This window comes from Pseudomonas sp. LBUM1678 (assembly GCF_059695575.1).
In genome coordinates, this window is sequence record NZ_CP166775.1 from 1,565,667 (window position 1) to 1,577,073 (window position 11,407).

Annotated in this window: 11 protein-coding genes; 7 read left to right on the forward strand and 4 right to left on the reverse strand. The window is 60.9% G+C overall.

Features of this window, described 5'->3' with window-relative positions:
- Positions 1-3: 3 nt before the first annotated feature.
- Positions 4-2,058 (reverse strand): S9 family peptidase, encoded by a 2,055-nt coding sequence (locus ACA070_RS07075; protein ID WP_497450576.1) that lies wholly within the window; start codon positions 2,056-2,058, stop codon positions 4-6.
- Between the two features lie 257 nt (positions 2,059-2,315).
- Here ACA070_RS07075 and ACA070_RS07080 point away from each other — a divergent pair, with 257 nt between their 5' ends.
- The 3 genes from ACA070_RS07080 to ACA070_RS07090 are packed head-to-tail and all read left to right on the forward strand — an operon-like array spanning position 2,316 to position 4,171.
- On the forward strand, positions 2,316-2,813 hold the full coding sequence (locus tag ACA070_RS07080; RefSeq protein ID WP_497450577.1) for an MFS transporter: 498 nt from the start codon (positions 2,316-2,318) through the stop codon (positions 2,811-2,813).
- A gap of 26 nt (positions 2,814-2,839) precedes the next feature.
- Positions 2,840-3,616 (forward strand): class II glutamine amidotransferase, encoded by a 777-nt coding sequence (locus ACA070_RS07085; protein ID WP_497450578.1) that lies wholly within the window; start codon positions 2,840-2,842, stop codon positions 3,614-3,616.
- Between the two features lie 12 nt (positions 3,617-3,628).
- Positions 3,629-4,171, forward strand: coding sequence for a DUF2937 family protein (locus tag ACA070_RS07090; RefSeq protein ID WP_448092066.1), 543 nt, complete (start codon positions 3,629-3,631; stop codon positions 4,169-4,171).
- A gap of 184 nt (positions 4,172-4,355) precedes the next feature.
- Here the strand turns inward: ACA070_RS07090 and ACA070_RS07095 are convergent, their stop codons facing one another.
- Positions 4,356-5,279: a LysR family transcriptional regulator gene (locus ACA070_RS07095; protein WP_497450579.1), complete on the reverse strand. Its 924-nt coding sequence runs from the start codon at positions 5,277-5,279 to the stop codon at positions 4,356-4,358.
- 158 nt (positions 5,280-5,437) lie between these two features.
- On the opposite strand from ACA070_RS07095, the gene ACA070_RS07100 reads away from it, so the two are divergent.
- From ACA070_RS07100 to ACA070_RS07115, 4 genes are all read left to right on the forward strand, one after another.
- The gene (locus ACA070_RS07100; protein ID WP_497450580.1) at positions 5,438-6,724 is read left to right on the forward strand and encodes an MFS transporter; all 1,287 of its coding nucleotides are present in this window, start codon (positions 5,438-5,440) and stop codon (positions 6,722-6,724) included.
- A 75-nt stretch (positions 6,725-6,799) separates the two neighbouring features.
- Positions 6,800-7,552 (forward strand): 5-oxoprolinase subunit PxpA, encoded by a 753-nt coding sequence (locus ACA070_RS07105; RefSeq protein ID WP_497450581.1) that lies wholly within the window; start codon positions 6,800-6,802, stop codon positions 7,550-7,552.
- Positions 7,549-8,253 (forward strand): 5-oxoprolinase subunit B family protein, encoded by a 705-nt coding sequence (locus ACA070_RS07110; RefSeq protein ID WP_497450582.1) that lies wholly within the window; start codon positions 7,549-7,551, stop codon positions 8,251-8,253. The genes ACA070_RS07105 and ACA070_RS07110 overlap by 4 nt, the downstream gene beginning before the upstream one ends.
- Positions 8,250-9,167, forward strand: coding sequence for a 5-oxoprolinase subunit C family protein (locus ACA070_RS07115; protein ID WP_497450583.1), 918 nt, complete (start codon positions 8,250-8,252; stop codon positions 9,165-9,167). The genes ACA070_RS07110 and ACA070_RS07115 overlap by 4 nt, the downstream gene beginning before the upstream one ends.
- Positions 9,168-9,271: 104 nt before the next feature.
- Here the strand turns inward: ACA070_RS07115 and ACA070_RS07120 are convergent, their stop codons facing one another.
- Positions 9,272-10,450, reverse strand: a complete 1,179-nt coding sequence (locus ACA070_RS07120; protein ID WP_077749161.1) for a vWA domain-containing protein — start codon at positions 10,448-10,450, stop codon at positions 9,272-9,274.
- A 13-nt stretch (positions 10,451-10,463) separates the two neighbouring features.
- A complete protein-coding gene (locus ACA070_RS07125; RefSeq protein ID WP_010462104.1) occupies positions 10,464-11,309 on the reverse strand; it encodes an AAA family ATPase in 846 nt (281 codons plus the stop codon).
- Positions 11,310-11,407 lie beyond the last annotated feature (98 nt).

The following is an 11,407-nucleotide window of genomic DNA, read 5'->3' on the forward strand; positions in this document are numbered from 1 at the left end:
TCCTCAGGCAATCCCCAAAACCTTGAAAACAAATGCGTATTCGAGTGCTACGTCACGCAATCCTTGATAACGACCGCTCATCCCGCCATGCCCGGCGCCCAATTCAGTCTTGAGCAGCAGGGGATGGGTGTCGGTTTTGGTTGCGCGCAGTTTCGCTACCCATTTCGCCGCTTCCCAGTACTGCACGCGACTGTCGTTGTAGCCGGCGATCACCAGGGTCGCCGGATAGGCTTGCGCGGTGACGTTTTCGTACGGGGCGTAGGCCTTGATCCGATCATAAACGTCCGGTTCTTCAGGATTGCCCCACTCGTCGTATTCCGTAACCGTCAGCGGCAGGTCCGGGTCGAGCATGGTGTTGAGCACGTCGACGAACGGCACCTCGGCAATGGCTGCGCCGAACAGCTCCGGACGCTGATTGAGCACCGCGCCGATCAGCAAACCACCGGCACTGCCGCCGCTGATCGCCAATTGCTGCGACGTGGTGAAACCATTGTCGATCAGGTGTTCGGCACAGGCGATAAAGTCGCTGAAGGTGTTGTGCTTGTGCTCCTGCTTGCCGGCGCGATACCAGGCTTCGCCCAGTTCACCGCCTCCACGCACGTGGGCGATAGCAAATGCCACGCCGCGATCCAGCAGACTCAGGCGGGCGTGGGAAAACCACGGGTCGAGGCTTTCGCCATAGGCGCCGTAGCCGTAGAGATACAGTGGCGTCGGCTGACCGAGTGCTTCGCGTTTGACCACGAGGCTGATCGGCACTTGCGTGCCGTCGGGTGCCGTCGCCCACAGGCGCTGGCTGACGTAAGCGTCGGCGTCGAACGGGCCGAGCACCGGGGTTTCCTTGAGGACTTTCTGCTCGCCACTGTCCAGCTCAAGCTGACGGATCTGCGCCGGGCGGTTCAAGGCCTCGTAACGCAGACGGATCCTGTCACTGACAAACTCAAGGCTGTTCTGCACATGCAGGCTGTACGCCGCATCCGGCAGTTGCACGCGGTAGCTCGGCAGGTCCTGCGGGTGCACTTCAATGACCGGCAAGCCGCCGACCCGCAGGCTCAGGGTCATCGCGCCGACGTTCAGGCTCATGCCCTCGATCATTGTGGTGTCGCTGTGGGGGATCAGGTTCTGCCAGTCGGCCTCGGTCGGCGCAACGCCGGTGTCGACGGCGGTATACAGGGCAAAGTTGATGCCGTCGCGGTTGGTACGGATGAACCAGGCCCACTCGCCGTTCAGCGTGCCGTGGTCGACGTCGTATTCGTGGTCTTCGACCCGTGGCGCCAGGCAGGTAAAGGCCTGCTGCGGCTGCGAGGCGTCGAGGACCCAGACTTCGCTGGTGGTCTTGCTGCCCAGCGACAGCAGCAATTGCTGTTCGGAACTGGAGCGGTAGCAATGCAGGAAGAATCGTCCGTCCGGCTCATTGAACACTTCTTCGGCCGCCGTGCCGTCCAGTCGATAGCGCAACAGTTTGTGCGGGCGGTGGGTATCGTCCAGTTCGCCGAAAAACAGGGTCAGGCTGTCGTTGGCCCAGGTCATGCTGCCGTCGCAGTCCTGGAATTCCAGTTCGCTGACACGGCCGCTGGATAATTCCTTCACGAACAGCGTGTAAATCTCATCGCCCGTGGCGTCGATGCTGTAGGCAAGGCGCTGATGGTCCGGGCTGATGCTGAACGCGCCGAGGGAAAAGAAGCCGCCGTTGGCCAGTTCGTTCGGGTCCAACAGCAGCTGTTCCTGGCTTTCGTCGAGCTGCAGGCTGTCATCGGCCGGACGCGGGCAGCGGTAGTGGCGGGCGTATTCGTCACCGGCGGTGGTGCGCGTGTAATACAGGTACGGACCCCAAGGGGAGGGCAGTGACAGGTCGGTTTCGAGAATCCGGCCCTTGATCTCCTCGAACAGGGTTTCGCGCAGCGCGGCCTGATCGGCGGTTTGCGCCTCTTGATAGCTGTTTTCAGCCTTGAGGTAGTCGAGCACCGCGTCGGTGTCGCGCTCCTGCAGCCAGGCATACGGGTCAGGGCCGTCAGCCTTGTGGGCAATCGGGGCGCTGGTGACGTTGGCGGATAAGGGCATGAATGGCTCTCGGACAATGTGCGGAATAGAGGGCTTCGCAGGCAATATGCAAATCTTGATGCCTCTGCTGATCCTGTGGGAGCGAGCCTTTGTGGCGAGGGAGCTTGCTCCCGCTGGGTTGCGAAGCGACCCCAAAAGCTCTGCGACTGCTTCGCAGCCGAACGGGAGCAAGCTCCCTCGCCACAGTTCGCTCCCACATGGATTACGCCTGACGGGCGAAAAGTCGTTACTATAAGCGCCTCTTTGCCTGCCTTGCCATGGACACCATGACCGAGAACGACTATCTGATCGCTTGGGGCCTCTACGCCTTTGCCGCTTTAGGCTGCCTGTTGGTGTGGATGCGCATCACCCGCTGGATGTGGCGTTGGCTGCGCGAACCGCTGCGGCTGCTGGTTGCGGTGCTGCTGTTCAGCCCGACCATTATCGACCCGGTGAAGGAAAAAGTGGCCCCGGCCATCGCCATCACTGCACTCGATCTGCTGTTCAAGGTCGGCAACAATGCCTGGCGGGCGGTTTCCGATCTGTTCATGTACGGCATGATCGCCTTCGGCATTTACCTGGTTTACGTGGCGATCCGCTTCCCGATCGAACGCGCCGCCAACGCTCGCAAGGAACAGGCAGCCGCCTCCAAGGCCGCGGCCCGGGCCGACGATCCTGACGACGATCATCCGTTCGGCGGTGCCGGCGATGACCGTTACGGTCGCCCTCCTGTGCCGAGCAACCCTCAGCGATTGCGGGTCGAACCGCGTTTGTAATCCGGCCTTGAAGCGAGAATCCGAGCATGTGTGAGTTATTGGGCATGAGCGCCAATGTGCCGACCGATATCGTGTTCAGCTTCACCGGGCTGATGCAGCGTGGCGGCCGCACCGGCCCACACCGTGACGGTTGGGGCATCGCTTTCTACGAGGGGCGCGGCCTGCGGCTGTTTCAGGACCCTGCGGCGAGCTGCGAGTCCGAAGTGGCCAACCTGGTGCAACGCTATCCGATCAAAAGCGAAGTGGTGATCGGGCACATTCGCCAGGCCAACGTTGGCAAAGTCTGCCTGTCCAACACGCATCCGTTCGTGCGCGAGCTGTGGGGGCGCAACTGGTGTTTCGCCCACAACGGCCAGCTCGCGGATTTTCAGCCGATCAACAGCTTTTACCGCCCCGTCGGTGACACCGACAGCGAAGCGGCGTTCTGCGATTTGCTCAACCGTGTGCGCGCAGCGTTTCCGGAGCCGGTCGAGATCGAAGCGTTGTTGCCGGATCTGGTCGCCGCTTGCGCCGAATACCGCAGCAAAGGCGTGTTCAACTGCCTGCTCAGCGACGGCGACTGGCTGTTCTGCTATTGCTCGACCAAATTGGCCCAGATCACCCGTCGCGCGCCGTTCGGCCCGGCGCGCTTGAAGGATGTCGATGTGATCGTCGATTTCCAGGCCGAAACCACGCCCAACGATGTGGTCACGGTGATCGCCACCGAACCCCTGACTGAAAACGAAACCTGGACCCGCTACGAACCGGGCCAATGGAGCCTCTGGCGACGCGGCGAATGCGTCAACCAGGGCAAGACCGAATAAGGATCTCACCCGATGTTGCTCAGTTATCTACGGCTGGTGTTGTTTGCGGCGGGCCTGTTGATCGGTGTCCAGGTGCCGGGGTTCATCAACGATTACGCCAAGCGTGTCGAAGCGCATCTGATTGAGGCGCAGACCGGGTTGAGCGGTTTTCAGGGTACGGCCAATCAGTTCTTCAAGGGCGATATGCAGGCGCTGGTCGCCCACTACCGCGCCAGCGAAGACCCGATTTTTCGCAGCGACGCCGACAGCCTGAGCACCCTGCTCACCCGTCAGCTGGCGCTCGATAAACAGTTCCAGGCCATGCAGGGCCCGTGGTACATCCGCGTCCTGCAGGTTGCGCTGGCGGCTGATCCGGATATTCGCAAGGAAACCTGGAATGGCTACAGCTATCAGATCCTGCTGACACCGGAAGCGATGATCTGGGGCATGAGCGGTGCGCTGCTGTTGTCCTTCGGCATTGAATGCCTGTTCCGTCTGATCGACTGGGTGGTGCTGGGCGGCAAACGCCTGCGCCAGAGCCGGCCGATCGAAGATCGGGATGTGCGTGGGTTGTAAGGGTGCCAATGCGATCTCTGTGGCGAGGAGGCTTTGTGGCGAGGGAGCTTGCTCCCGCTCGGCTGCGCAGCAGTCGTAAATCCGGTCACTTCGGTTTCCTTGGCGCACTGAGAGTGTCTGTTTTGGGGCTGCTGCGCAGCCCAGCGGGAGCAAGCTCCCTCGCCACAGGGTTTGTGTATCAGGTTTAAACGGTTGGCTTGCTGAGGGTGATGTAGTCTTCGCCCACCTTGCGCGCATACCCCTCCAGCACCTGCTGACACAACGCCACAATCTCCTCGACCCACTCCACGCCAACCCGCCACGACACCACGACCTGCAAATTAGGCAGCTGTTGGTCAATAGCCAGTAAGGTCAGTTCCCCCCGCGCCAGCTCCTCGGCCACCAGGACCGGTGGTAACGCACCAATCCCGAATCCGTCGCGCAGCAACCGGGTAATCGCCGACACCGAATTCACGCAGTTCAGCCGGGGCGTCATCACCCCGTTAGCCTGCATCAGGCTCAGAATGTCCTGATGCGGATGTGAGTTCTTCGAGTAAGTAATGATTCGCTCGCGAGCCAGCTCGGCAATCCCTGAGTACTCACGGTTGTAGATCGAGTTACTGGCCACGATCCAGCCCATCGGATGGCTCGCCAGCTCCAGGCTGCGCACGCTTTCCTGACGCACAAAGTCGGTTTGCAGGATCAGATCGAGAAAGCCTTTTTGCAGCTGATCGCAGAGGTTGAGCGCCGTATCGGCCACCAGCTCGATTTCCACCAACGGGTAATGATCCATCATCTGTGCCACCAACGGGCTCAGCCATGTGTGGATCACGGTGTCCATCACGCCGATCCGCACGCGCCCGACCTTGCTTGAGCGTGTCTCGATCGACTGCTTGAGGGCCTGCATGGTGTCCATCATTTGCTCGGCGTATTCGAGCACTTTCAAGCCTTCGGGCGTCAGGCTCACGCCCCGCGAATCACGCAAAAACAATTTCACCCCGAGCTCGCCTTCGAGCACCGCGATGCGGCTGGAAATCGACGCCTGGGTGGTGAAGAGCTTGTCTGCCGTCAGGCGAAAACTCTTGAGTCTGGCGACCCAGACGAAGGTCTCAAGAAACTTCAGGTTCATGGGATCAGCTCGGGGATAAAGAAATCTTATGTCTAGGGCGGGGTTTTATTAGTTGGACGCAACAGGCCCAGGCGCCCAAAAATCAGGCCATCCGGTTCCCACGATAGGCGTCGTCGGGGCTCAGAACAATACCAATAAAATTTGCACGGAGAGTTGCCATGAGTGCGCCCGACACTACCGCCATCCCGAAAGCCACGGCTCGCCCGGGACCTTTCGACTGGTATCGCAACATCAATCAGCAGGAACGCCGCACCTTCTGGAGCTGCAAGATCGGCTATGGCCTGGACGGCATGGACACCCAGATGCTCAGCTTCGTGGTGCCGACCCTGATTGCCATGTGGGGCATCACGACCGGCGAGGCCGGGCTGATTCACACCAGCACGCTCATTGCTTCAGCCATCGGCGGTTGGGTGGCGGGAATTCTGTCGGACCGCATCGGCCGCGTGCGCACGTTGCAACTGACCGTGCTGTGGTTCGCCTTCTTCACCTTCCTCTGCGGCTTCGCGCAAAACTACGAGCAACTCTTGATCAGCCGCACCTTGATGGGCTTCGGCTTTGGCGGTGAGTGGACCGCCGGCGCGGTGCTGATGGGCGAAGTGATTCGCGCCAAGGACCGCGGCAAAGCGGTGGGCATGGTGCAATCGGGCTGGGCGCTGGGTTGGGGGCTGACGGCGATTCTCTATGCGCTGCTGTTCTCGGTATTGCCGCCGGAAGATGCCTGGCGCGCGTTGTTCATCCTTGGCATCGTGCCGGCGATTTTCGTGATTTTCGTCCGTCGACTGGTCAAGGACCCGGAAATCTACCGCGAAGCCAAGGCCAAACAGGAACCCGGCAACGCGGCGAAGTTCTACGAGATCTTCGCCCCCGGCATCCTGTTCACCACCATTCGCGCTTCGGTGCTGACCACGGGCGCACTGGGCGGTTACTACGCGATCACGTCCTGGTTGCCGACTTTTCTGAAGAACGAGCGCGGATTGAGCGTACTCGGCACGGGTGGTTATCTGGCGATGGTGATCGTCGGTTCCTACGTCGGCTACGTCATCAGCGCGTATTTGACTGACATCCTCGGGCGCAAAAAGAACTTCATCCTGTTCGCCGTGGGCTCGTTCACCATCGTGCTGCTCTACACCCAATTGCCGGTCAGTAACGGCGTGATGCTGTGGCTGGGCTTCCCGCTGGGCTTCTTCGCCTCGGGGATTTTCAGTGGCATGGGCGCGTTTTTGACCGAGCTGTTTCCGACGCGGATTCGCGGTTCGGGGCAGGGCTTTTGCTACAACATCGGCCGGGCGCTGGCGGCGTTGTTCCCGCTGCTGATCGGCTTGCTGAGCCAGACGGTGCCGTTGAGCGTAGGCATCGGGGCGTTTGCGGCGGTGTCCTACGGTGTGGTGATCATTGCAGCGTTAAGCCTGCCGGAAACCCGTGGCAAGCAACTCGACGCCCAATAACAAACGCCAGCAACTGATAATCTGCGGGCAACTGCCCCACAGTAAAAAAAGAAAATGCCTACAGGAGTGTTCACCGTGAGCCGCCTGCTATTGAACTGCGACATCGGCGAGAGTTTCGGCAACTGGACCATGGGTCTGGACGCCGAGGTCATGCCCTTCATTGATTGCGCCAACATCGCCTGCGGCTTCCATGCCGGCGACCCGAGCATCATGCGCAAGACCGTCAGCCTGGCCCTGAGCAACGGCGTGCAGATCGGCGCACACCCGGCCTATCAGGATCTGGTCGGTTTCGGCCGCCGTTCTATGGCCTACGCCGCCCAGGAACTTCAGGACATTCTGCATTACCAGATCGGCGCTCTCGACGGCATTTGCCGGGCCCAGGGCGGTCGGTTGAGTTACGTCAAACCCCACGGCGCGATGTACAACGACATGATGGCCAACCCGGCGCAATTGCGCGCGGTGCTTCAGGCCGTAGCGGCGTATGACCGGACCCTGCCGCTGATGCTGATGGCCACTCGCGACAACAGTGCCGCCCAGCAACTGGGTGATGAATACGGCGTGACCCTGTGGTTCGAAGCCTTCGCCGACCGCGCCTACGACAGCGCCGGCATGTTGGTTTCGCGGCAACTGCCGGGGGCGGTGCACCACGATCCCGAGCGGATTATCGAGCAAGCGCTGACCATCGCCCGTGGCGACACCCTCACCGCCAGCGACGGAAGCGCCTTGCATCTGCAGGCCAACACCCTCTGCGTCCACGGCGACAACGCCAGTTCGGTAGCAGCCGTGCGCCGGATTCGTGAAGCCCTTGATCAGCAGAGCGCACCATGAAACCGCGGGTTGAGGTGGTGGCGCTGGATTGCCTGATGGTGCGTTTGTTCGATGAAATTGCCGAAGCCAACATGCCGTGGATGCTGGCGGCCAGCGAAAACCTGCGTGCTGCGTTCGCCGGGCATCTGATTGATCTGGTGCCGTCCTATACGACCTTGATGGTGCATTACGATCTGACCGCATTAAGTCCGGCGCAGGCCCGGGAACTGATCGCCGAAGCGCTGATCGATCTGTCGCCCAATGCCCGCACCGGCGGCAAATGCCATGTGCTGCCGGTCTGGTATGACTTGAGCGTTGGCCCGGAGTTGAGGCTGTTGTCTCAGCGCAGCGGGCTGTCGGTGGACGAAGTGATCCGGCGCCACAGCGAGCGCGAGTATCAGGTGTTCGCCTTGGGATTTGCACCGGGGTTCGCCTTCATGGGGCTGGTGGAGGAAGTACTCGCCGCGCCGCGACTGAATACGCCGCGCAAAAAGGTTGCCGCCGGCAGCGTCGGTATCGCCGAGCGGCAAACCGCCGCTTACCCGGTGGTTTCCCCTGGCGGCTGGAACCTGATCGGCCGCACGCCGGCCAAATTGTTCGACCGCGAGCGCGACGGCTACAGCCTGATGCAACCGGGTGACACCGTGCGCTTTGAAGCGGTCAGTCATGCCGAGTTCATCAACCTGGGCGGTGACGACACGCCATTGGAGGCCCAGGCATGAGCCATCTATTGATTGAGGCGAGTACGCCGCTGTGCCTGTTGCAGGACGCCGGCCGTTTCGGTGTGCGGCATCTGGGCGTGACCCAGGGCGGCGGACTGGATTGGCGCTCGATGTCGTGGGCCAACTGGCTGCTGGGTAACGGTCTGGATGCGCCGGTGATTGAAATCACCCTCGGCGGATTCAGCGTTGTGGCCGAAGAAGATTGCGTATTGGCGCTGGCCGGGGCGGACCTGGGCGCGCAGGTAGATGGCGAGGCACTGGCGCCGTGGCGCAGTTTCCGACTGAACAAAGGCCAGCGATTGAAGTTCACTCAGCCGTTGCTCGGGGCGCGAGCCTATCTGGCGGCACCGGGCGGTTTTGACGCGCCGAAGGTGTTGGGCAGCAGTGCGACGGTGGTTCGTGAAGAACTCGGCGGTCTGGATGGAATGGGTCGGCCTTTGGCCAAAGGCGCGCCGCTGAGCTATCGCGGGAGTGCGCTGTTATTGCTGCGGGAGTTGCCGATGGAGCATCGGCCGGACTTCAACGTCGATTCACCACTGGATGTGGTCCTCGGCGCGCAGATCGGTGAGTTCAGCGGGCAAAGTCTGTTCGATGCGTTCAACAGCGTCTGGACCCTCGACAGCCGTGCTGATCGCATGGGCATTCGCTTGCTGGGAACGGCGTTGCAGTACCAGGGCAAACCTATGATTTCCGAAGGCATCCCGCTGGGCGCGGTCCAGGTACCGCCGGATGGGCAGCCGATTGTGTTGCTCAATGATCGGCAGACCATTGGCGGTTATCCGCGATTGGGGGCGTTGACGCCGTTGGCGTTGGCACGGCTGGCGCAGTGTTTGCCGGGGGCGAAGGTGCGGTTGCGGCCGGTGGTGCAGGATGTGGCGCATCGCGAACAGGTCGAGTATCTGCGCCGGTTTTAACTGTGGCGAGGGAGCTTGCTCCCGCTGGGCTGCGAAGCGGCCCCAAAAATAGGACTGCTGCGCAGCCCAACGGGAGCAAGCTCCCTCGCCACAGGGTCCGCGTTCTATTTGGAAAGAAACCGCATCCCTTCTTCAAGCCCCCGCAAAGTCAGCGGGTACATCTGGTCATCAATCAAGTCCCGCACGATATTGGTCGAAGACGTATAACCCCACGTATCTTTCGGATACGGGTTGATCCAGATGACCTTCTTGTACTTCTCCATGAACCGCTGCATCCACACATAACCGGCTTCTTCGTTCCAGTGCTCGACACTGCCGCCGGCCTGGGTGATTTCATACGGCGCCATCGCAGCATCGCCAATGAAGATGACTTTGTAATCGGCGCCGTACTTGTGCAGCAGGTCCTGGGTCGAAGTGCGCTCGGACGTGCGGCGCATGTTGTTCTTCCACACCGATTCATAAATGAAGTTGTGAAAGTAGAAGTACTCCAGGTGCTTGAACTCGGTCTTGCAGGCCGAGAACAACTCCTCGCAAATCTTCACGTGAGCGTCCATCGAGCCGCCGATGTCGAACAGCAGCAACAGCTTGACGGTGTTGCGCCGCTCCGGCCGCATCTGGATGTTCAACAAGCCGGCATCGCGCGCGGTGTGGTCGATGGTGCCATCGATGTCCAGCTCTTCCGCCGCACCCTGACGCGCGAATTTGCGCAAGCGGCGCAGGGCGACCTTGATGTTGCGCGTGCCCAGTTCCACCGAATCGTCGAGGTTCTTGTACTCGCGCTGATCCCACACTTTGACCGCTTTGCCCTGGCGCTTGCCCGCATCGCCGACCCGAATGCCCTCCGGGTTGAAACCGCCGGAGCCGAACGGGCTGGTGCCGCCGGTGCCGATCCACTTGTTGCCGCCGGCGTGGCGTTCTTTCTGTTCCTCGAGGCGTTTCTTGAACTCTTCGATCAGCTTGTCCAGGCCGCCCAGGGACTGGATCGCGGCCCGCTCTTCTTCGGTCAGGGAACGCTCGAATTCCTTGCGCAGCCAGTCTTCAGGAATCAACGCCTGAAGGTGATCGTCGAGTTTTTCCAGGCCATTGAAGTAGGCACCGAACGCGCGGTCGAACTTGTCGAAATGCCGTTCGTCCTTCACCAGAATCGCCCGGGACAAGTAATAGAACTCGTCCATGTCGGCGAAGGTCACGCGCTGTTTCAGCGCGTTGATCAGGTCCAGCAGCTCACGCACCGAGACCGGCACCTTGGCTGCGCGCATTTCATTGAACAGGTTGAGCAGCATGGCGATCAGCCTCTTAGCGGGTGCCGCGACGGCTCATGAACGCCAGACGCTCAAGCAACTGAACATCCTGTTCGTTCTTCACCAGGGCGCCTGCCAGCGGCGGAATCGCTTTGGTCGGATCGCGTTCGCGCAACACCGCTTCGCCGATGTTGTCGGCCATCAGCAGTTTCAGCCAGTCCACCAGTTCGGAGGTCGATGGCTTTTTCTTTAGGCCAGGGACCTTGCGCACGTCGAAGAACACGTCCAGCGCTTCGCTGACCAGGTCTTTCTTGATGTTCGGGTAGTGCACGTCGACGATCTTCTGCAGCGTCACGCGATCGGGGAACGCGATGTAGTGGAAGAAGCAGCGGCGCAGGAAAGCGTCCGGCAGCTCTTTCTCGTTGTTGGAGGTAATGATGATGATCGGGCGTTTCTTGGCCTTGATGGTCTCGTCGATCTCGTAAACGTAGAACTCCATCTTGTCGAGTTCTTGCAACAGGTCGTTGGGGAATTCGATGTCAGCCTTGTCGATTTCGTCGATCAGCAGAATCACTCGCTCTTCGGACTCGAAAGCCTCCCAGAGCTTGCCCTTTTTCAGGTAGTTGCGAACGTCGTGGACCTTTTCCGTGCCCAGTTGCGAGTCGCGCAGGCGGCTGACCGCGTCGTACTCGTACAGGCCTTGATGCGCCTTGGTAGTGGACTTGATGTGCCAGGTGATCAACTTGGCGCCGAAGGACTCGGCCAGTTGTTCGGCGAGCATGGTTTTGCCGGTGCCCGGCTCGCCCTTGACCAGCAGTGGACGCTCCAGGGTAATGGCGGCGTTGACCGCCAGCTTCAGGTCATCGGTGGCGACGTAGGCCTGGGTGCCTTCGAACTTCATCTGCTAATCCTCGAACGGTAACGCCGACCTGAACGGGGCAGGGCGGGGCGCAATAATTGTAGTACCCGACTATAACGCGCTGTCCGGTCGACTGTGAA